Source organism: Hymenobacter sp. BT491, assembly GCF_014349165.1.
GTDB classification, from domain to species: Bacteria; Bacteroidota; Bacteroidia; order Cytophagales; family Hymenobacteraceae; genus Hymenobacter; species Hymenobacter jejuensis.
In genome coordinates, this window is record NZ_JACSJJ010000002.1 from 182,234 (window position 1) to 203,623 (window position 21,390).

19 protein-coding genes are annotated in these 21,390 nt (G+C 56.5%); 6 read left to right on the top strand and 13 right to left on the bottom strand.

The genetic code is table 11. The features are described 5' to 3' along the window. Positions 1-15 precede the first annotated feature (15 nt). Positions 16-378: a PadR family transcriptional regulator gene (locus tag H9I52_RS06695; protein WP_139516570.1), complete on the bottom strand. Its 363-nt coding sequence runs from the start codon at positions 376-378 to the stop codon at positions 16-18. Positions 379-631: 253 nt separating this feature from the next. Between H9I52_RS06695 and H9I52_RS06700 the strand changes: the two genes are divergently transcribed. Together H9I52_RS06700 and H9I52_RS06705 are read left to right on the top strand one after the other, a co-directional pair. Continuing rightward, positions 632-1,741, top strand: coding sequence for a PorV/PorQ family protein (locus H9I52_RS06700; RefSeq protein ID WP_187453229.1), 1,110 nt, complete (start codon positions 632-634; stop codon positions 1,739-1,741). Between the two features lie 67 nt (positions 1,742-1,808). Further along, a complete protein-coding gene (locus tag H9I52_RS06705) occupies positions 1,809-6,365 on the top strand; it encodes a C25 family cysteine peptidase (RefSeq protein ID WP_187453230.1) in 4,557 nt (1,518 codons plus the stop codon). 205 nt (positions 6,366-6,570) lie between these two features. Here the strand turns inward: H9I52_RS06705 and H9I52_RS06710 are convergent, their stop codons facing one another. The 3 genes from H9I52_RS06710 to H9I52_RS06720 are packed head-to-tail and all read right to left on the bottom strand — an operon-like array spanning position 6,571 to position 9,340. Next, entirely contained in the window at positions 6,571-7,056 is a 486-nt protein-coding gene (locus tag H9I52_RS06710; RefSeq protein WP_187453231.1) for a dihydrofolate reductase, read from the bottom strand. After that, the gene (gene fmt / locus H9I52_RS06715; protein ID WP_222940428.1) at positions 7,053-8,027 is read right to left on the bottom strand and encodes a methionyl-tRNA formyltransferase; all 975 of its coding nucleotides are present in this window, start codon (positions 8,025-8,027) and stop codon (positions 7,053-7,055) included. The genes H9I52_RS06710 and fmt overlap by 4 nt, the downstream gene beginning before the upstream one ends. 47 nt (positions 8,028-8,074) lie before the next feature. After that, positions 8,075-9,340 (bottom strand): exo-beta-N-acetylmuramidase NamZ domain-containing protein, encoded by a 1,266-nt coding sequence (locus tag H9I52_RS06720; RefSeq protein WP_187453232.1) that lies wholly within the window; start codon positions 9,338-9,340, stop codon positions 8,075-8,077. Between the two features lie 113 nt (positions 9,341-9,453). On the opposite strand from H9I52_RS06720, the gene H9I52_RS23215 reads away from it, so the two are divergent. Beyond that, complete coding sequence (locus H9I52_RS23215; RefSeq protein ID WP_316248006.1) at positions 9,454-10,602, top strand: ABC transporter permease; 1,149 nt, start codon at positions 9,454-9,456, stop codon at positions 10,600-10,602. Between the two features lie 139 nt (positions 10,603-10,741). On the opposite strand, the gene H9I52_RS06730 is transcribed toward H9I52_RS23215, so the two are convergent. Next, positions 10,742-11,434, bottom strand: coding sequence for a peptidoglycan DD-metalloendopeptidase family protein (locus H9I52_RS06730; protein WP_187453234.1), 693 nt, complete (start codon positions 11,432-11,434; stop codon positions 10,742-10,744). A gap of 186 nt (positions 11,435-11,620) precedes the next feature. Here H9I52_RS06730 and H9I52_RS06735 point away from each other — a divergent pair, with 186 nt between their 5' ends. Both H9I52_RS06735 and H9I52_RS06740 read left to right on the top strand, forming a co-directional pair. Further along, complete coding sequence (locus H9I52_RS06735; RefSeq protein WP_187453235.1) at positions 11,621-12,724, top strand: ferredoxin--NADP reductase; 1,104 nt, start codon at positions 11,621-11,623, stop codon at positions 12,722-12,724. A 182-nt stretch (positions 12,725-12,906) separates the two neighbouring features. Next, positions 12,907-14,652, top strand: a complete 1,746-nt coding sequence (locus tag H9I52_RS06740) for a M3 family oligoendopeptidase (RefSeq protein ID WP_262385978.1) — start codon at positions 12,907-12,909, stop codon at positions 14,650-14,652. A gap of 235 nt (positions 14,653-14,887) precedes the next feature. On the opposite strand, the gene H9I52_RS06745 is transcribed toward H9I52_RS06740, so the two are convergent. The 7 genes from H9I52_RS06745 to H9I52_RS06775 all read right to left on the bottom strand — a co-directional run bounded on the left by H9I52_RS06745 (position 14,888) and on the right by H9I52_RS06775 (position 19,657). Next, complete coding sequence (locus H9I52_RS06745; RefSeq protein WP_187453236.1) at positions 14,888-15,220, bottom strand: hypothetical protein; 333 nt, start codon at positions 15,218-15,220, stop codon at positions 14,888-14,890. A gap of 180 nt (positions 15,221-15,400) precedes the next feature. Beyond that, on the bottom strand, positions 15,401-15,988 hold the full coding sequence (locus H9I52_RS06750) for a hypothetical protein (RefSeq protein WP_187453237.1): 588 nt from the start codon (positions 15,986-15,988) through the stop codon (positions 15,401-15,403). A gap of 32 nt (positions 15,989-16,020) precedes the next feature. Beyond that, positions 16,021-16,506, bottom strand: a complete 486-nt coding sequence (gene paaD / locus H9I52_RS06755) for a 1,2-phenylacetyl-CoA epoxidase subunit PaaD (RefSeq protein ID WP_139516581.1) — start codon at positions 16,504-16,506, stop codon at positions 16,021-16,023. 36 nt (positions 16,507-16,542) lie between these two features. Then, positions 16,543-17,298, bottom strand: a complete 756-nt coding sequence (paaC, locus tag H9I52_RS06760; RefSeq protein WP_187453238.1) for a 1,2-phenylacetyl-CoA epoxidase subunit PaaC — start codon at positions 17,296-17,298, stop codon at positions 16,543-16,545. Beyond that, a complete protein-coding gene (locus H9I52_RS06765; protein WP_187453239.1) occupies positions 17,295-17,972 on the bottom strand; it encodes a phenylacetic acid degradation b in 678 nt (225 codons plus the stop codon). Before H9I52_RS06765 ends, paaC begins: the two co-directional genes overlap by 4 nt. Before the next feature lie 78 nt (positions 17,973-18,050). Continuing rightward, positions 18,051-19,040, bottom strand: coding sequence for a 1,2-phenylacetyl-CoA epoxidase subunit PaaA (paaA, locus tag H9I52_RS06770; protein ID WP_139516584.1), 990 nt, complete (start codon positions 19,038-19,040; stop codon positions 18,051-18,053). A gap of 26 nt (positions 19,041-19,066) precedes the next feature. Further along, positions 19,067-19,657, bottom strand: a complete 591-nt coding sequence (locus tag H9I52_RS06775) for a TetR/AcrR family transcriptional regulator (protein WP_139516585.1) — start codon at positions 19,655-19,657, stop codon at positions 19,067-19,069. 239 nt (positions 19,658-19,896) lie between these two features. Here H9I52_RS06775 and thiL point away from each other — a divergent pair, with 239 nt between their 5' ends. After that, positions 19,897-20,928 carry a thiamine-phosphate kinase gene (gene thiL, locus H9I52_RS06780; protein WP_187453240.1) on the top strand — a complete coding sequence of 344 codons (1,032 nt, stop codon included), beginning with the start codon at positions 19,897-19,899 and terminating at the stop codon, positions 20,926-20,928. An 87-nt stretch (positions 20,929-21,015) separates the two neighbouring features. Here thiL and H9I52_RS06785 read toward each other — a convergent pair whose 3' ends face one another. Then, entirely contained in the window at positions 21,016-21,390 is a 375-nt protein-coding gene (locus H9I52_RS06785; RefSeq protein WP_187453241.1) for a hypothetical protein, read from the bottom strand.

The window sequence follows — 21,390 nt, forward strand, 5'->3', positions numbered from 1 at the left end:
GAACTGGCGGTCTGCTTACAGCAGCTCCACAGTTCCGCTACCATTGGAGTGAGGTTTCTGGCGGATGATGCGGATCGAGTCCTGCACTTCTTCCCAGGTGAGGCGCAATTGGTGCAGAAACTCCTGCCCGGCCTGAGTGAGGGTGTAGTACTTGCGGGGTGGCCCGGACGTCGACTCCTTCCAGGTGTAATCCAGCAAGCCGGCGTTTTTGAGGCGCGTGAGGAGCGGATACAGCGTGCCTTCTACCACGATCATGCGGGCAGAGGTAAGCTCTTCCAGCATATCCGACGCGTAGACCTCGCCGCGGGCAATGATTTCCAGGATGCAGAACTCAAGGATGCCCTTCCGCATCTGCACTTGGGTGTTCTCTACTTTCATGGGCTAAGGCAGATATCGGTGAAGAATGAGACAAAGATAATAGAAGGTACTATGTAACGCAAGGTACTAGCGAAAAATATTTTTGGTTTCGTTTAGGACGGTCTTTTTTTTGAATTGGACTTATGAAGGGAATATGCACTAGCAGGGCATTTTGTGTTAAACAAAGGCCGCTAAGGCGCAAAAAGCTCGCTTTGGAAATGAGTATCTTGCGTTCCCGCTCCCGCGATTATCCTTTTATTCAGTTGGTTACGCTATGACGCACGTTTCCCGAATTGTCACTTTCTGTATTGGGCTGGGTCTGAGCGCCGGCCTGACCACCGTGGCCACAGCGCAGAGCAAAGACAACACGCCCAAGTACAGCAACGAATTCCTCAACATCGGCGTGGGTGGTCGCGCCCTCGGCATGGGAAAGGTGCAGGTAAGTTTGGCGGATGACGCCACCGCCGGCTACTGGAACCCCGCCGGCCTGCTGGGCCAGAAAACCAAGTACGACGCGGTGCTCATGCACTCGGAACTGTTTTCGGGCATTGTGAAGAACGACTACGCAGCCTTTTCCACGCCCCTCGACGACAAAAGTGCCATTGGCGTGAGCTTGGTGCGCCTCGGCGTCGACGACATTGCCGACACCCGCAACCTGATCAACGAGTACGGCTACATCGACTATAACAAGATTCAGTATTTCTCCATTGCCGATTATGCCCTACTGGTGTCGTACGCCCGCAAAATCGGGAACGTGGAAGGGCTGACCATCGGGGGCAGCGGCAAGATCATCTACCGCAACATCGGCAGCTTCGCCAACGCTTGGGGATTTGGCATTGATGCCGGCCTTCGCTACAACCACGCCGGGTGGCAGTTTGGCCTGACCGCTCGCGACGTCACGACGACGTTCACGGCCTGGACGATCAACTCAGAAAAATTCCAGAACACCACCCTCACCGGCGATTCCATTCCGACCAACAGCACCGAAATCACGCTGCCGCGCTTCGTATTGGGCGCGAGCCGGTCGGTGAAGCTGCCGGGGCAGTTTACCGCGCTCGTAGCCGCCGACCTGGAAATGACCACCGACGGCAAGCGCGAAACGCCCATCTCGACCAGCCTTGTCAGCATCGACCCGCGCGCGGGCTTGGAAGTGGGCTACAACAACGTGGTGTTTTTGCGTGGTGGCATCAGCAACTTTCAGAAGCTCAAGAGCTTCACTGGCCAAAAAGAGTGGTATGCCCAACCTAGCTTCGGCGTAGGCGTGGCCACCAACGGCTTGCGCCTAGACATGGCCTTCTCGCGGCTGGCAGTAGGCTCAATCGCAGGCCAGAAAACCGGGCAGGCCAACTCCATCATCGTGTCGCTGGGGTACGGATTTAAATAAGTCTTGTTGTAAAATATTGATTGATAAGCAGTTATAATCTGCTTGGGTTTGGCATTGCTCTATACACATGAAACAAAACTACCAGCTGACAATCTTCTTTCGCTGGAGCATTTGCCTGTTGCTGCTAGTAGGCGGCTTCCAGGCGAAAGCGCAGTCTGGGCCCTTCGGCAACGAATGGATTGTGCCCGGTCAGCAATACTATAAAATCAAGGTTACTTACGATGGTTTACATCGTCTTGATTATCAATATCTTACTAACTCAGGTGTGGCGGGCGTTCAGCCCAGCCAGTTTCAACTCTGGCGTCGGGGCAAAGAGGTAGCCATCTACGTGGGCGGCAATCCCGCTACGTTCGACGCCAACACCTTCATCGAGTTTTACGGCCAGCGCAACGACGGTCAGCTGGACCGGGGCATGTACAAAAAGCCCACGGATCAGCCGCAGAACCTCTACAGCCTCTACACCGACACGGCGGCATATTTCCTGACGTGGTCGGCGGGACGGGCAGGCAAGCGCATGGCGCAACCCAGCGCGTCGGCTACCGGCGCGGCACAGCCATACCGGGTACAGAATCGGCTACGCATTTTCGCAAATGCCTTCTCAAACGTCGATGTAGCTACTCAGGTATATTTCCCGTGGGCCGAAGCCGGAGAAGGCTTTTTGTCGCCTTCGTACGGTTTTGGATCTTCCGATTTGGGGGTTACCACGGTGCAGGAAATCGATTCGATCCGCAACATCGTGGCCGGTTCCAGCATTCGGGTAGAGGTGACGCTGGTAGGACATAGCCGGATGGCCACCGAGCACATCAGCAACGTGTCGGTGGTGCCGCCAAGCGGGCAAGCGCGGCTACTGGGCGCCATGACGTATAAGGATTACTCGAGCAGCAAGCGAACATTTTCGCTGCAACGCTCTGATATCGGCACCGATGGCAAGGTGAAACTGCAGTTCCAGGCGGCGGGCCCCAGCGACCCATCCGCGCCCCGCGACCGTTCGCGCATCGCCAACATCCGGGTACTTTATTCGCAGGCCAACCGGTGGTTTGCGCGGCAGCGGAGCGTTTCGTTTGCCAACGACTCGACGTTGAGCAGCCCCGCTTATTACGTCCTCGACAGCATCCCCAATACCGTTGCCGGCTTCGACATAACGGACCCTTACAACGTGCAGCGGGTTGAGGGCGTGGCCACGGCTGGCACCCAGCGCGGCTTCGTGTTTCCCGGCGCCACCGATCGCACGCATACGCTGCTGCTTGCCGACGAAGCCCGCCCGTTCGTTCCGGGTCCGGCGAAGCGGATTACGTTCCGTACCATCACGCCAAGTGCCTATAACTTTCTGATTATCAGTAACGGGGTATTGATGAAGCCAGTAGGCAGCGTCACCAACCCGGTGCGGGCGTACGCCGAGTACCGCGGCTCGGCCGCGGGCGGCAAATACGACACTCTCGTTGTGACCAGCCAGCAGCTTTTCGACCAGTTTCACTACGGCGAATACTCGGCCTTGGCCATTCGGCACTTCGCGCAATGGATGTTGACCAATGCCCGCCCCAAATACCTGCTGCTGCTGGGCAAAGGCGTGCATACCGGGGAGAGAGCCGGCAATGGAGCGCTGTATCGGCAGTTTCCGGAGCAGTATTCGGTGAAGGACTTGGTGCCAACGAGCACGCGTGGGCCATCGGATAATTTTTTCTCGGCCGATTGGGAGAAAGACGAATACATCGCCCGCATTCCTACGGGCCGCATTCAGGCCAATACGCCGCAACAGGTTCTGAATTACCTAAGCAAGCTGAAGGAGCACGAGGCGCTGGGCGCGGAGCCCTGGCGCAAAAACGTGCTGCATCTAGTAGGCGGGCACGATGCTGTGGAAACTGCTCAGTTTCAGGGTTATATGAACAGGTACAAGAACTCTGTCGAGAAGCCGTGCTTTGGGGGCAAAGTGATAAAAACCTACGTGCACCCACCCGAGGCCGGGGCAAACCTTGTTGATATCAACATTGCGCCGGAACTGAACGCCGGGCTAAGCCTGATTACGTATTTCGGCCATGGTTCGCCCGAATTCTACGACCTCAACTTGGGTTCACCCTACAATCCGAGCACCAACTACAACAACAAAGGCAAGTATCCAGTCTTTATCATCAATGGCTGTGCCGGCGGCTACAGCTATACCGAGCACATTACGGTAGGCGAAAACTGGACGCTGGTCGGCGATAAAGGCGCGGTGGGCTTCATGGCCAGCGCCGTAGAGGGGCTCGATTCGGATCTGAACGAGTATTGCAGCACCATGTACCAGGAGCTCTTCAACGACCCAAACTGGTACGGTAAGCCGATGACGGAAGTATACAACGAAGTAGCACGGCGGTTGCAGCCGCGGCTGGCCAGCTATCCTTTCGGAACGGCCCTGCTGATAAGCACTGTGTGGCAAGGCGACCCCGCGTTGCGCCTCTACTCGCCCGCCAAGCCCGATTTTGTCACTTCCAACGATAATCTTCAACTTCAGGATGGCAACGGGGGCGTGGCTCAAGCCACTTCTGCGAGCTTCAACCTGAACCTGCGCGAAAGCAACACGGGCAATTTGTGCGGCGCCGAAAACGTGGATATTAAGGTAACGCGCTTCTATCCGGCAGGGGCGAGCCCGGCCAGCGTCGATTACCACTTCACGATGCGGCAAGGCCGGCAGGATTCGACTTACGTTTTGGCTATTCCTAACACACCGCCCACATCGGGCAGCAGCTTTGGCGCCAACCGGTTTGTTGTGACCCTCGACGACAAAAATATGGTTGATGAGCTTAGCGAAACTAACAACCAAGCCGAGCTAAACATCAACCTGTTGCAGGGGGGCGTAACCGCCCTCATGCCGACCGAGTTTGCCATTGTGCCCAGCACGACGGTGCGTTTGGTAGGACAATCCAACCTGCCGGGCAAGACCGCCCGGGGCTTTGAAATGCAGTTGGATACGGTGCCCACCTTCAACAGCAACGTATTGCAAAACCGGGTCGTACAGGATGCCTACGTACCTCAATGGCAGGTTACGCTGCCCGCCGTCAACCGCGACAGCGTGGTGTGGTACTGGCGTTTGCGCCTGCAAACCCCGCAGGTTGGCGAAGACCCGGAGTGGGCCGTAAGTTCGTTCCGTGTCATCAACGGCAGCACGGGCGGCTGGTCGCAAAGCCATTACGGACAATTCGCGCGCGATAAGCAAGCGGGCCTGAGCAATGCAGCGCCCTCCGGCAAGTGGAGTTTCGCCAACACGACACAGGGCACGATCACATCAACGCTGATCGGGCGGGCTCAGCAATGGAATTCGCTCTACCAAACGGTGCGCACCGCGCCATCCGGCAGCTACACGCTACGCCTGATTGGGGTGGATGCCAATAATAAAAAGACCGTGCTAAACCCCGATATAAAGGATCGGGTGTATTCATTAGCTAGCATTTCGGCGGCGGCCTACCCGTATTTGCAACTGGAACTGGAGGTACGCGATGCCTCAAGCGGCACGGCTCCACAACTCAAACAGTGGCTCGTGACCTACCAAGGCGTGCCCGAAGGCGTGGCCCGCCCGGACAAAGTAGCCGCGTCTACCTACGAAGCGGCCACGTTGGCCCAGCAAGCGGCCAGCACCGGCTACGTGGAGTTTCCGGTCGTTTTCGACAACGTTTCTCCCCTCGATTTCGGCAAGCCGCTGCAAACGCAGGTTTCGTTGCTGGACGAAAATGGCAAGTCAGCTACCCAAACGGTAGCGGCGACCCCCGACGTGCTAAAAGCCGACGGCACGGCTACTTTCAAGATGAAAGTGAACGTGTTTGGCCTCTCAGGCCGGGTGTCAGGCCGGGCAATCGTCAACACGGTGCCGGTGCCTGAGCAGTACTTCTTCAATAATGAAATTCTGCTGCCGGCCTTCAATGTGCCCGGCAACACCGTGCCGCCTGTTTTGGACGTAGCCTTTGACGGTCAACACATTCTCAATGGTGACATCGTGTCGCCAGTGCCGGTGATTACGGTGCAGTTGCAAAGCAGCGACCGGCGACGGGCGATCAAGGACCCGGCAAACTTCGATCTGTTCTTAACCAAATCGGGGCAGCCTACCATTAAGATTGACGTGCGAGCTTCCAACGTGGTTTTTGCTTACGATTCGCTCAAAGGCACGGCCCGCATCGACTTTCAGCCTGGCAAGGCCGCGCCGCTCGCCGACGGCACCTACACCCTGCGGGCGCAAGGCCGCGGCGCCAACGGCGTAGCCGCCGGTACGGAAGCGTACGAGGTTGCCTTCCAAGTGATTAGCGCTTCTACCATCACCAATCTTTACCCGTATCCGAACCCGATCACGAGCAAGGCCAAGTTTGTCTTTACGCTGACGGGCTCGGAGTTGCCGCGCAACATGAAAATCCAGATCATGACGCTCACGGGCAAAGTCGTACGGGAGATCATGATGGATGAGCTGGGGCCGTTGCGCATCGGCAACAACATTACCGATTTTGCCTGGGACGGCACCGACGAGTTCGGCGACCGCTTGGCCAACGGTACTTACCTCTACCGCGTCATGCTCGACACCGCCAACAAGCCCTTTGAGCACCGCATCACCGCTGGTGATAAGTCGTTTAAGAAAGACTGGGGTAAGCTGGTTTTGTTGAGGTAAGCGTTTGATTAAAAGATAGATATAAAGAGGCCGCCCAATTTGGGCGGCCTCTTTATTTTCTCTCGCCGCCGCGTGTCATCCAGAGCGCAGCGAAGGATCTCTACACAAGTAATACACCGAACGAAGCGGGAGAGATCCTTCGCTGCGCTCTGGATGACACGCGGTGTTAGATTTATAAGTAGATTATAATCAATTACTTATAAATCTAGCGCCGTTGCATCGTTACGAAACTGAAGGCATAGGCGTGCTTGGCATCTGGCTCGTGCCGTTCGCGGGTTGTTTCGCGCCACTCGGTGTGGTTGAGCTCGGGAAAAATTACGTCGCCATCGAAGCTGTTGTGGACTTCGGTAAGGAACACGGTGTCGGCGGCGGCCAAGGCTTGGCGGTAAATTTCACCTCCCCCAATCACGAACACATCTTCGTTCAGAGCCTGCGCTTGTTCCAGCGCCTCGGGTACCGAAAAGGCGACTTGGCAGCCTTCTGCGTGCCAATCGGGTTGTCGGGTAACCACAATGTTGGTGCGTCCCGGCAACGGCCGGCCGATGGCTTCGAACGTGCGGCGACCCATCACAATCGGGTGATTCAGAGTGAGTTGCTTGAAATGCTTCAAGTCGGCGGGAAGGTGCCAAATGAGCTGGTTGTCGCGCCCAATTACTCCGTTTTCGGCAACGGCTACTACTAAAGCGATCATGCGGTGGGCGGAGTTAGGGTACTGGCATTGAAGCCGCGTAGGAAGTCGGAAACAGGCAGACGCTTCTTGCCTTCCAGCTGCACATCCAACAGATCGAGCAGGCCGGCTCCGGTTTGCACCCGGAGGTACGTGCGCCCATCCGTGAGCCAGGTGCCGGGCGGCGCTACCGCGCCGGGTCCGCTATCGGCGTCGTCGGCCATAGCTTGCGCCCGAAAAACTTTCAGCGTGCGCCCATCCGGGAGTTGCGTAAAGGCCGTCGGGATGGGGGAGAGGCCGCGCACCAAATTCGCCAAGGCAGGTGCGGATTGCGTGAAATCGAGCCGGCCGGTTTCCTTCTGTATTTTGGGGGCCGAACGCAGCGATTCGGTGGCCGTTTGGGGCGTAGTGGGCACATTGCCGGCTGCTATCGCCTGCACCGTGCGCAAGGCCAGCGCCGCGCCAGAAGCCTTGAGCTTTTCGTACAGCGTGCCGAAGTTGTCTTCTTCGGAAATGGGTACCATATCCTGCAAAATCAGGTCGCCAGTGTCGATTTCGTGTTGCAGAAAGAAGGAAGTGACGCCGGTTTGCGTTTCGCCTTGGATCAGCGCCCAGTTGATGGGCGCCGCTCCTCGGTACTGGGGCAGCAGCGAAGCATGGATGTTGATGGAGCCCAGGCGCGGCATGTTCCAGACTGCCTCCGGTAACATCCGGAAAGCCACTACCACCTGCAAATCCGCTTCATAGCTCCGCAGCTCCGCCTGAAACTCCGGTGATTTCAAGTTGGTGGGTTGTAGCACGGGTAAGTTATGCCGCGTCGCTGCCTGCTTCACGGCCGATTCGGCGAGTTGCCGACCGCGGCCCGCGGGCTTATCCGGCGCCGTCACAACGGCCACCACTTGGCAGCCGGGCCAAGTCAGCAGCGTTTCGAGCGTCGGCACCGCAAATTCGGGCGTACCCATGAAAATGAGGCGGAGAGGAGAAGTAGAATTCATCATTATTAAGGAAACCAAAAAGATGAGGGGTAGGACTAGTTCTAGCCCTAAAAATCCTGGTACAGTAAGTACTTCTTCCTCATCTGTTTGTACTGCGACAGCGCCGGCTCCCACGACGCGCGGATTTCCTGTTCGGACTTCCCAGCGATGATTTGCTGCCGCATCGTGGAAGTGCCGCTGAGCTGCTCGAAGTATTTTCCGAAGAACTTCTCCTTGTTGGTGCTCTGCTTGTAAAAATCGATCAGATACTTAAGCGTGAAGCCAGTTGGTTCTTTGACTTCCACTTTCCGCAGGTCGAGGCCGTAGCAAAGCTGCCCGTTTTGGGGTGGCGTGGGCGAACCTGCGTTGGGCCGGGGCGTGAAGCTGAAAGGGCGACTCGTCGGCTGGGCTGGGCCGCCAATCACTTCAAAAGGCATATCGGTGCCTCGGCCTACACTCACGTCGGTGCCTTCGAACATGCACACGGTAGGATAAAGCACCACCGAATGCGCATTCGGTAAGTTAGGTGAAGGCCGCACCGGGAGCTGGTAGTGCATGGCGTGCGTGTAACCGGCCACCGGCACCACCGTGAGGCGGCAAGTCCGGCCATCGGCCAGCCACTTTTCGCCGTTGATCATTTGCGCGAGCTCGCCTACCGTCAGGCCGTGCACAATCGGGATGGGGTGCATGCCCACAAACGACTTGTGCGCCGGCTCTAGCACCGGCCCATCGACGTACCAACCGTTGGGGTTGGGGCGATCCAGCACCAGTACTTCCTTGCCTTGCTCCGCGGCGGCTTCCATGATGTAGTGCAGCGTACTGATGAATGTATAGAAGCGTGCGCCAACATCTTGAATATCAAATACTAACACATCAACGTCCTGGAGCATTTCCGGCGTTGGCTTTTTGGTGGAGCCGTAAAGCGAGCGAACGGGCAAGCCGCTGCGGCTGTCGCGGCCGTCTTTGATGGTGGCGCCATCGGCAGCTTCTCCCCGGAAGCCGTGTTCGGGCGCAAAAATCATTTTCACCTGCACGCCCTGCGTAAGCAAGGTATCGACGAGGTAGGCCTGCCCAACGCGAGCGGTCTGGTTGACGACGAGGCCTACGCGTTTGCCGCGCAGCTGCGGCACGTAGCGGCCAAACTGCGCCGCGCCCACTTGCAGGCTGGCCGGCGCTTGCGTAGCGGCATCGAGCACAACCTGAGGTGCGGACGTAACCACCACCGGCGGTACCGGCGTGGTAGCAGCCGACTGGGCGGAGCCGGTGCTAGGACGGCTGCAATCGGCGAACAAAACGGTGAAACCTAGCAGGCTGGTAAGCAGGGTTGAAGTCATTAGGAACGAAACTAGAAAACTGGCCGTAGACGCGTAGCTTTACGGCAGTGAATGTCTCGCGGTATATATCCCACAAGATCGAGGGTGCCGATTCAGGTTCTTTTACCTCCTCGGTGACAAAAATAGCCATTATCAGCATTGCCCTCGGGCTGGCGGTAATGGTCGTCTCGTTTGCGATTCTGGAAGGTTTCCGCAACGAGATCCAAAGTAAGATCTTCTCGTTTGGCGCGCACCTCCAAATCAGCAAGTACGACACCAACAACTCGCTGGAAGTCGAGCCCATCGGGAGTGTGCGCTTGCTCCAGACGCTGCACCGCATTCCGGAGGTAAAGAATGTGCAGCCTTTCGCTCGCAAAACCGCCATCATCAAGACCAAAGATGAGGTGATGGGCGTGGCCTTAAAGGGAATTGACGAGAAAAACGGTCTTTCGTCGATGCGGCAAAACCTGGTGGCGGGCAAATTCATCACGTTCTCCGACACGGCTGCCAGCAACGACGTGTTGCTCAGCCGCAAAATTGCCGACAAGCTCCGGCTGAAAGTCGGCGACGAGGCGTTGTTTTATTTTATCCAGAATCCGCCGCGGGTGCGCAAGTTCACCGTGAGCGGCATTTACCAGACCGGCCTCGACGAGTTCGATGAGGCTTACGTGATCGGCGATATTCGGCAGGTGCGCGAATTGAATTCGTGGCCCGATTCGCTGGTGGGTGGTGTAGAAGTGATGCTGCGCGACTTCACGCAGCTCGATCCCACCTTCGATCGCATGTACGAAAGCCTGCCTTACGATCTTAAGCTGGACAAGATCACCGAACAATACGCCCAGCTTTTCGACTGGCTGAAGCTGTTGAACCGCAACGTAGTTATCTTCCTGATACTCATCATTTTCGTAGCTACGTTTAACATGGTGGCTACGATCTTTATCATGATTCTGGAGCGCACCAACATGATCGGGGTGCTCAAGGCCATCGGGGCTACTGACAACCAGATTCGCAGCATGTTCTTTTTCCGCGGCATGTCGCTGACGGTGCGCGGCATGCTCTACGGCAATTTGGTAGGCCTGGGATTCTGCGCGCTCCAATATTATTTTCACCTCATCCCGCTCGACCCCGAAAACTACTACATGAACCGGGTTCCGATTTACTGGGACGTGAAAATGATTCTGCTGCTGAACGCCGCCACGTTTCTGGCGTCCCTGCTGGCCGTCCTGATTCCGACCTACCTGATCTCACGCATTCGCCCGGTAGCCGCGATTAAGTTCGATTGATGTTTGAACCACGGATTTTGTGGACGAACATTAGTTTTGTAATCGTTTGATAATCAAGTGCTTGCAAAAAGTCCATTCTGTGTGAACAGAATGGGCTTTTTGCTGAAAAGGCAGGTAAGCAGGTTAAACCAGTCGTGGCTCAAATCAAATGCTGACTTTGCAGAATCAAGTTGGGGTCGGGGCATAGCGCGGCCCATGTTTTCTTTTCTTCCGGCAACGCCACGCCCGGAAAATCACCTTGCCGGCCTTGCATGTCGGCGATGATCTGAAAATGCAGGTGGGGCGGCCAATCGCCGTTTTCGGGGTGCGGCCCGACTTCAGCAAACGTGGTTCCTTTCTCCACTATCATGTCGGGCCGCAACAGGGCTACTTCGCGGCGCCCCAAATGTCCGTAGAGCGTGTAAAACGTCGTGCCCTCCAAGCTGTGTTCGAGAATTACCGTCGGGCCGTAATCGCCGAAATTATTGTTGTCGGCCACGCTGTGCACGACGGCATCGAGCGGCGCCAATACCGGCGTACCGGCCCGTAGCCACACATCGACGCCCAAATGCAGCGAACGAGACGGGGAGCTTGGGTCGCCAAATACGCCCGGACTGCGCCGGTAGATCACGCGGTTTTCGAGGTAGCCACCCACGCCAATCTGTGCTTCCTGCGCGTCGAGTAGCTGTTGCACCAGCTCTTCAAAAGCGGCCGTATCGCGCAGGTCGGCATGATCGAGCAGGGGATTGGCAGCCGTAAAATCGAGGCGAGCCACTTGGGGCGAGTTGAGATCGACGGGCAAAACCGGCCCGAACTCAGCGGAATGACGACGCAGAAGAGCAGAAAGCGACATAGAAAAACGGGGAAGAACGCAAACTTGGGTGGCAGCTACCGAGAAACGAAACGTAAATAGAAATGTTGAGGCCCTAACATGCCCTGTAGCCTACAAAGCTATGCGTTACATTTGTAGCATCGCTTGCCAACCCGCAGCACCCTTTTTCGGTTAGCTTACTCCACACCCACCAGTTCATCAACCCGCATGAGCAGCCCCTATCTTACGCTCAACGTCGTCGAGCTTACCCACGAAACGCCCGATACCGTTACCATCCATCTTGAAACGCCTGGCCGTCAGCCCGTAGCCAGTGAGCCGGGCCAGTTTCTTACCCTGATTTTGCCTTGCGGCCCAGCCGGCAAGAAAGAGCGCCGCTCGTATTCGCTCAGCAGCACGGCCCACGAAGCACCGCGCCTCTCGGTTACGGTAAAGCGCGTGCCGGGTGGGTTGGTGAGTAATTATCTGCTTGATACAGTGCAGGTTGGCCAGCAGATTGAAGCCATGGCTCCGCTGGGCAACTTTACGATCAAAACCAATCCGAAGGCCGCGCGCTCCATTGTGCTGATTGGGGCAGGCAGTGGCATCACGCCGCTCATGAGCATTCTGAAAGCCGTGTTGCGCGAAGAGCCCAACAGCCACGTGCTGCTCGTGTATGGCAGCCGCAACGAAGCGGCCGTGATTTTTTCCAAGCAGCTCCACCAATTGCAAACGCAATACGGCCGCCGCTTACAAATTGAGCACGTTTTTAGCCAGCCCGCTAACCCTGCCGCCAGCCAGCATACCGGTCGCCTCAACCGCACCATGCTGCTGCGCATCCTGGAGCAACTGCACCAATTTCCGGCAGCACAAGCCGAGTATTTCCTTTGCGGCCCCGAGGGCATGATGACCGAAGCCCGCGCCGCCCTCGACTTGTTGGGCGTGCCCGCCGCTCAAATTCGCCGCGAAAGCTTTGTGGCGGCTGCCGAAACCCAGGAAGCTGCCGCCGCTCAGCCCAACGGCCACGGCGACGTATCGGACAGCGATACTGATGAAATCGTAACGCGCACTGTCACAATCAATTACGAAGGATCGGAGTACGAAGTCAGCGTTGAGCCTTCCCAAACGATACTCGAAGCCGCGCTCGATCAGGACATCGACCTGCCGTATAGCTGCCAGGCGGGTTTGTGCACGGCGTGCCGCGGCAAGTGCCTTTCGGGCAAGGTGCACCTCGACGAGCGCGAGGGCCTGTCCGACTCGGAAATGAAGCAAGGTTACGTGCTGTTGTGCGTAGGCCACCCACTCACCAGCGACGTTGTGCTGGAGATTGGGTAACGCTGAAGCGCAAATCGGTGGCCGATTTGCCCAACGCGCAGCCGTTTTTTGCGTAGAAGGGAGCTTGCGTCACGCCGGAGTTTTAGGGTTGCAGTTGGCTTATTTTCCTCAATTCGACATATTCGTAAGCTGAGCTGTAGCAACTCTTTCCTTTCTCTGTTTTACTGGCGTATCTTGTATTTATGATGAATTCCGCCCTCGATACCCAAGTGGCTTCGGCTACGGATACGCAGCGTCCGCCGCGTCATTTTCTGCCCGAAGCGTTCACTGTCAGCGATTGGGCCTCTCTCGAACCGTATTTTGTCGAGCTACGCGACCGCACCCTTGCTTCTTCCGACGAGTTGGAAAAATGGATGCTCGACCGTAGCGAGCTGGAAAGCATTCTGAGTGAGGATCTTGCGTGGCGCTACATCCGCATGACCTGCGACACGCAGGACCAGGAGCGGGCCGAAGCGTTTCAGTTCTTTGTCAACGAGATCGAGCCAAACGTTGCACCTTACGACCATGCGCTCAACGAGAAGATGATGCACTCGGAGTTCTTGCCGGGTCTCGATCAGGAGCGCTACGGCGTATTCCTGCGTTCGGTACGGCAAGCCCTCGAAATTTATCGTGCGGAAAACATTCCCCTCAAAACCGACATCAGCACCAAGCAGCAGCAATACGCCGCTACTGTGGGTGCCATGACGGTAACCCTTGACGGTGAAGAGATTACGCTGCCCCGCGCCGCCGACCGCCTGAAAAACCCCAATCGCGCCATCCGGGAAGAAGCGTATCGGGCGATTCAGGAGCGCCGCTTGCAGGACTCGCAGCCGCTCGATCAGCTGTTCACTGAACTGGTGTCTCTGCGGCACCAAATGGCTTTGAACGCCGATTTCCCCAACTTCCGCGACTACATGTTTGCCGCGCTGGGCCGCTTCGATTACACGCCGGAAGATTGCTTTGCTTTCCACCGTGCCATTCGCGAAACGGTAGTGCCGCTCATCGATGACTTGGATCTGGAACGGCGCCAGGATTTGGCCCTGCCAGAGCTGCGCCCCTGGGACCTCGATGTGGATGTGAGTGGCAAAGCGCCCCTGCGCCCCTTCGACACCGGAGAAGAGCTGCTGGAAAAAACCATTACTGTGTTTCAACGCCTCGATGGCTTTCTGGGCGATTGTCTCCTGACGATGCGCCAGATGGGTCATCTTGACTTGGAATCACGCAAAGGCAAAGCACCTGGCGGCTATAATTATCCATTGGATGAAACCGGCGTGCCGTTCATTTTCATGAACGCGACTTCGTCGTTGCGCGACGTGGTGACCATGCTGCACGAAGGCGGCCACGCCGTACACAGCTTCCTGACCCGTGCCCTGCCGCTTTCCGCCGATAAGCATCCGCCGTCAGAGGTAGCAGAGTTAGCCTCCATGAGCATGGAGCTTATTTCGATGGACCACTGGGGGCTGTTTTTTCCGGACGAAGACGAGTTGCGCCGCGCCAAGAAAACCCACCTCGAAAGTGTGCTGGAGACGTTCCCGTGGGTAGCCACCATCGACAAGTTTCAGCATTGGGTGTACGAAAATCCGCAGCATACCGTGGAAGAGCGCCACGCCCGTTGGACGCAGGTTTTTGACGAATTCAACCAGCGCACGGTAAGCTGGAAAGGCCTGGAGCGCTTTAAGCCTTATTTGTGGCAGAAGCAGCTTCACCTCTACGAAGTGCCCTTCTACTACATCGAGTACGCGATGGCGCAACTCGGGGCCATTGCCGTGTGGCGCAATTTCCGCCAGAATCCGCAGGAAGGATTGGAGGCGTACAAGCGGGCCTTGGCCTTGGGTTATACCGCCCCAATTGGCGAAATCTATGCCGCCGCAGGCATTCGCTTCGACTTCAGCACCGAGTACCTGCGCACCCTAGCCGACTTCGTGCGCGAAGAAATGGCCAAGCTGTAAGCTGCACCCACCGATCAAGAACGTAAAAGGCGGCCGGAGCAATCCGGCCGCCTTTTCTACTGATAACCCCTGCATAAAGACTTTCTACAAGCAATAAACCATACCAATAAAGCCGGGCAGCAAAGTATACGGCATGATGATCTGAAACACGGCCTTCGGGTTGCGTGGCAAAAAATAGTTTGCTATTAATGCCTGATTATCAAGTAGAAACAAATTCGCAACAGCAGAGCTAGCCTTACCTAGCACGGATGCAAACAAGCTTCACCGTTTGCCCAACCATGCAGATACTTGCCCGTGGGTCGTCGGTGTAGGCGATGTATACTTTCTCGCCGTCGTGGGGCGTGTAAGCTGTCCAAGCCTCGCCGGCGGGCTCGAGGCGTTTGCCAGAGCTAAGTTCGAGTACAAACCGACACCCATCGAGGCCAGTTAAGTCGTGGATGGTGGCGGGAGTGGAGCAAGCAGGATCTGCGCTTTTTTCATCTTGGCACGCACTTAACAGGACGAAACCGGCACCCAAGGCTAGCGTGCAAACAACTTTATAGTGGAACGTGAAGCTAGAGAGTTGCATCTGTGACAGGCTTAGTAGTTGAGTATCTGCACTGGAGATACTGACCATAAAAAGGAAGTTGCAAAGCGCCCAAACTTTTTGGCTCGATCCCAATTGCTAGAGCTCATTTAAAAGCCGAAGCCCCTTGGCTGCCTTTACAAGCAACCAAGGGGCTTACCACAAGCGCGGCATCAAATGCAGTTATTGCTTTAATTCGAAAAGAGGCAGCGGCTGTAGCTTGCTGTATTTGCCGCCCAACGAGCTAATCTCTTCTTGGTGGAGCTGCAAGTAATTGTTGAATTGCTTGGCCGCTTGGTCATAGCGGACTCTGAAACCAACTACTTGATTATCAGTATCTTGTATTTCTTGCGTTAAGGTTTTTACGCCTTCCGTGGGCTGGCCGTTGTTGGGCAAGGCCACCGTATACAGCACATGCAACAGCGAATCTTGTGCCGAGTCGTAAGCGTCGATTTTATCCGAAGCCGCCATCGATTGCTGGTCGTAGCGAATGCGCTTCAGGCGGTCGTTGGCGTGGGCAAGCTGCTGAAGCTGAGCGCGGTCGGTGCCGGGCTGCAACTCCAACTCGCGCAGCACTTGTTTGGTAGCCGTTACTTTGGCGTCGTCGCTGGCGATCATCTCGGCCCAGCGCGCATCCACGGTGTCGCGGAGCACGTCCAGCTGAACTTTGGCGGCCTGTGGCGAAGCGGGATCTACGGCTTTAGGAGTGCGGTTACAAGCGTCGAGGCCGGCCAAGAGCAGGAGCAAGGCCAGCGGCAAAATTTTTCTCATGCTGCCAATAACGTCGAAAAGGGGCAAAATATTCACAGCGGTTTAAATTGTTCGAAGATTTGGCGGCAGTCGTGGCAGTAGTGCACAGCACGGCACAGCGTAGCCCCAAACGGCGTCCGCAACTCGGTGTTGTGGCCGTGGCAGCGGGGGCACTCGGCGTATTCCAAAAAGTCGAGGTCGAGGACTTGGCCTTCCAGCATCGGCGGCGGTGTCAGGCCGTGCTGGCGCAAGCCGGCGCGGCCTTTTTCCGTCACCATATCCGACGACCACGCTTCCGCCAGGCTTATTTCTACCTGCACCTCCGGCACGCCGTGTGCGCGAAGGGTTTGCTCCACGTCGCGGCGCATGTAATCCATGGCCGGACAACCAGCGAAAGTGGGCGTCATGCGGACCACTACTCGCCCCGAATCCTCTACCTCCACGGCCCGAATCACCCCCAAATCCACGAGCGAAACCGTCGGGATTTCCGGGTCTTTCACCGCTTCGAGCCAGGAAAATATGTCGGCTTTGGAGTACACGGGTAATGGTTTTAGAAGTAATTGATAATCAGATAATTACCAGTCGGCCGTGGGGTCGAGGCGGAATACCTCGGCCATTTCGTCGAGCAGGGGCTGTAAGTACTCGGTGTGATGGCCCGTGCGTCCGCCATATATCGGCGTAAGTGAAGCCAAATCAGGCATTTCCAACGCTGTTTGGTTGAGCACTTTCGTGATGTTTTCCTCCCAGCGCGTCTTGATCGCGTCTTCACCTACAAAAATGCCGTCGGCGATAATGGCTTCTTCCTGAGCAGTTTTCTCAAACAAGCCCAACGCGTAGGGCAAGGTGAAATTCAGCGAGTTCTGAAGGCGCTCAATGGCTTCTTCCGTAGCCGAGCCTAGCTGCTTTACCCACGTATTGGCGTGCAACGTGTGGTACTTCAACTCGCCTTTCAGCTTGCGGGCTACTTGCGCCAGCGGCTCGTAGCTACTTTGCGCAAGTGCCTCAAAGCGAAGCAGTTCGGCGTGATCGTAAAGAAAATGGCGGATCAGGCTGAAGTCGTATTCGCCGATGGGCAACTCGACCAGCTGTGCACAATGAAACTGCGGGGCGTTGCGCGTGAAAGCAACCGTATCTGGTTCCGCCTCGCCGAGTTGGTGCAGCAACGAGTACAACTGCAAGCTGTGGCCCAACTTGTCCTGGGCCATCGACGAAAACGCGATGTCTTCTTCCAGAATGGGGCCCAGGCCGTTCCACTCCGAGTTGCGGTGCCCCAAGATAAGCTGGTCGTCGGCCAAGCGGTAGAGGAGGTCTTTAAGCGCGTCGGTGTTCATGCCTGCGGAGCGTTTGGCTGTTGTTCTTGTTTGAACCGTTCGATTTTGTCCATCACTTTGTACGCAATGGCGTCGCGGTATTTTTTGTCGGGCGTGGTGCTCCAGATGTCGCGATCGTCTTCGTCGGAGCGCAGGATATCGGCCGAGCGCACCACCCACACATTCACCACGGGGCGCTGTTCGCCAAACACGGATTTGGCTACCGTCAACGCTTCTCGCGGACTCGAAGCCCGCACTTTGCCCACGTGCACATGCGCCTTGCCACGTTTCTTGAGGTGGAAAATATCATAGTCTTCTTCGCCGGCTGCGTAAGCGAGTTCTTCTTCCTTCGATTCAGAAACCGGCGTTGGAGTTTCGCCGGTTTCAGTAGGGAGCGTGTCGTATATTGACTCTGTATCATTCACATAGTCAGATACTTGCACACAACGCGTAGGCGTTACCCACATGCCCGTGCAGGCAAACCGGCGGCTATACTGCTCCTTCGCAAACAGAAACGCCACGTCCAGCGACGGCGCGTGCACCGGCCCTACGTAGGCGTATGCAGTGCCTTCTTTTTTCTGATGAAAGACCTCGTACGTCTCGAACTGGTCTAGTTCGGGCTTGTCGGGTGGGGGTGGAGGCGCATCGGGCAAGGCCAAGCGGTTGATGCGCGGATCGAGGGAGGAGAGGGACATTTCGGTGTAAAGTTTCCGGATCAAGTGTCATCCAGAGAGCAGCGAATGATGACACTTAGGTGGGTTGTGAACGAATACCTACGCCAGCGGGCGCACGTACTTCGCCTTCGGCGAAAGCAAGGCGCGGCGCACCCAAGCGCCGTTTTCTTCGGCGGCGCGACGCACAGCCAAGCGCTCTTTGTTGCAAGGACCATCGCCGTTGATGACGCGCTTGAAATCTTCCCAATCGGGCTCGGTGAACTCCCACACGCCGTCTTCGTTTTTGCGCAGCTTGGGGTCAGGTACCGTGAGGCCCAGTTCCCATATTTTGGGCACGTACATGTCCAAGAACTGCTGGCGACACTCATCGTTGGAAGCCATCTTGACTTTCCAGCGCATCAGAATTTCGGTGTGCGTACTCATCTTGTCCGAAGGCCCGAAGAAGGTCATGATCGGCGGCCACCAACGGTTGAGCGCTTCCTGAATCATCCGGCGCTGGGTGGGAGTGCCGGTGGCAAGGTGCACCACGGCGTCGTGGCCGTACTTCAGGTGGAAGGATTCTTCGGCGCAAATCCGCTCCAGGGCCCGGCAATACGGGCCGTAGCTGCCTTTCGCATTGGCCATTTGGTTGACAATGGCACCCGCGTCAATCAACCACGAAATCACGTTCGAATCGGCCCAAGTGAAAGCCGGATAGTTGAAAACGTTTGAATACTTGCTCTTGCCGTTAATCAAATCCGACAGCATTTGCTCGCGCGTTTTGCCCAGCGTTTCAGCGGCCGAATACAACAGCTGCGCATGGCCCACTTCGTCCTGCACCTTGGCCATCTGGGCCATTTTGCGGCGAAAGCCAGGCGCGCGCGTAATCCAAGTGCCCTCCGGCAACGAACCGATGATTTCGGAGTGGGCGTGCTGCTCGATCATGCGCGTGAGCTGCTTGCGATAAAGACCTGGCATCCAATCGTTTGGCTCAATCTTCTCGCCGCGGGCAATCCGAGCTTCAAATTCGGCCAGCTTAATCGGGTCTTCGTTCTCCAAGCCAGTGGCGGCGTTGGCTGGGATGTCGTGGGTGCTTGCGGAGCCGTACATCGGGGGTGGGATTTGGGTGGGTGTCGTTAGGAATGAGCAAGGCCGAGCAACAGCTGGTCGGCGAGGCGATGCGCAATGTCGTCGGGGGTAAGCTTGCCATCGGGCTTAAACCAGTTGGGAAGCCAATTGAGGCTGGCCAGCAGCGTAAGCGCCGCAAAGGCCGCGTCGGGTGCGTGCAGTTCGCCCGCCTCTATTCCTTGCTGAATCAGGCGGCGAAAGTTGACCTCGTAGCGTTCGCGCAACGTCAAAAACTCATTGCGGGCCGCTTCCGAAAGGTGGCGCCACTCGTGCAGAAACACGGCCGAAGCCGCTACGTCCAGCGTAAGCACACGCACGTGGCTTTCGATGGCGCGACGCAACCGCACAGCGGCCGGTTGGGTGTCGTCCTGCGTAGCGTTGGCAAAACCGGCAAAAAACTGGTCCGCCATGCGAAAGCAGATGCGGTGTAAAATCTCCTCTTTCGAGCGAATGTGCGAGTAAATGCTGCCTGCCTCAATGCCCAAAGCGGTAGCCAACTCACGCATGCTGGTGGCCGCAAAGCCGCGGGTGCGAAACAGCGCCGTGGCCGTCTGGTCAATCTGGGCTTTGCGCGAAAGAGTGGAGGCAGTAGTTTCCATACAAGTTGCTAACAAAGTTATGGTTCCTAACGTTCGTTAGCAAACCTAGGTTGCGTAATAAATACGTAGCTGCAAGCTGCACATAAGCAACTGATTATAAAAAGCTTGTCGCCGAGATCAGGGGGAAGCTACCGCACGAAATGGTGCCGCCAATTTCCAAACGAGAAAATATCACTCCTTTCCCCGCGTCAGCGTACGCAGGAGTTCTTTCTACCTTTGCGCCTTCACGTATGTAAGCTATGAGCGATTCCATCACGCCCCTCGATAAAGTCGGCGAATTCGGCCTGATCCGCCGCATTCAACAAACCGTTACGCTTCGGCAGGCCAGCACTTCGTTAGGCATCGGCGACGACGCAGCCATTATTACGCCCGACGCCAACCACGATTTGGTCGTCAGCACCGATTTGCTGGTTGAAGGCGTGCACTTCGACCTCACTTTTTGCCCGCTTAAGCACTTGGGTTACAAGGCAATAGCTGTAAATGTGTCCGATGTGGCTGCCATGAACGCCATTCCGACGCAATTGGTCGTGGGCATTGCAGTTGGCGCCCGCTATTCGGTGGAAGCCATTGAAGAATTGTACGAAGGCATGCGGCTGGCCTGCGAAGCCTACAACGTCGACTTGGTTGGCGGCGACACCACGGCCAGCCGCGGCGGCCTCACCATCAGTGTTACGGCAATGGGGCAAGTGCCTCATGGTCAAGCTGTTAAAAGAGGAGGGGCCCGCCCCAACGATTTGATCTGCGTGACCGGCGATTTGGGCGGTGCATTTCTGGGCTTGCAGGTGCTGGAGCGCGAAAAGCAAGCCTACATGGCCGACCCCGAGATGCAGCCCGATTTGGAGAAGTACACGTACGTCGTGCAGCGCCAATTGCGCCCCGAAGCCCGCATGGACGTCATCCACGAACTCCGCGACCTCGGCGTAGTGCCAACGGCCATGATCGACATCTCCGACGGGCTCGCTTCGGAAGTGCTGCACATCTGCCAGCAATCGGGCACGGGCGCGCGGGTGTTCTCCGAAAACCTGCCTATCGCCAATCCCACGCTGGAAGTCGCCGCGGAGTTCAACCTCGACCCCATCATGTGCATGCTCAACGGCGGCGAAGACTACGAACTGCTGTTCACCGTCCCGCTCTCGGCCCACGACAAGCTCAAAAACCACCCCGACATCACCATTATCGGCCACATCACCGAGAAAAGCGACGGCGTTAACCTCATTACCAAAGCCGGCCAACCCGTGCCGTTGCGTGCACAAGGCTGGCAGCATTTTTAGCGGCATTGTTAACCAACTTACTTATAAGGAAAGAAAAAGCCCCGCTATGTGAATAGCGGGGCTTTTTCTTTCTAAACTCAAAAGGGCTTAGTCCTCTGGATACGGCACGAATACGAAGTTGGTAAACTCCTCATCCAACACAAACAAGCAGCAGTATTCATTTGGGTCCTTATACGTCTGCTGAAAAGCCGGTATGCCTTCTTCGTTTATAATGCCTTGTTGCACAAAGAGTTCGGCATAGGAAGCAAACACATGCCATTCCAGATTTAAATCGTCGGCGTTCACCAGCAAAGCACCCAGCGGCACTTGCTGCCGCGCAAACACAAAAATCGGGTACTTAGAAATATCGCTCTTCCGAATTTGAGAAGAAGCTTCCATCAGGGTATCCGAAACAGTGGCGAAATCCTTGGTGATGGTGCCAAGGTATTTGCCATTTAGTTCGGGGTCGTTAGCGTAATCCAT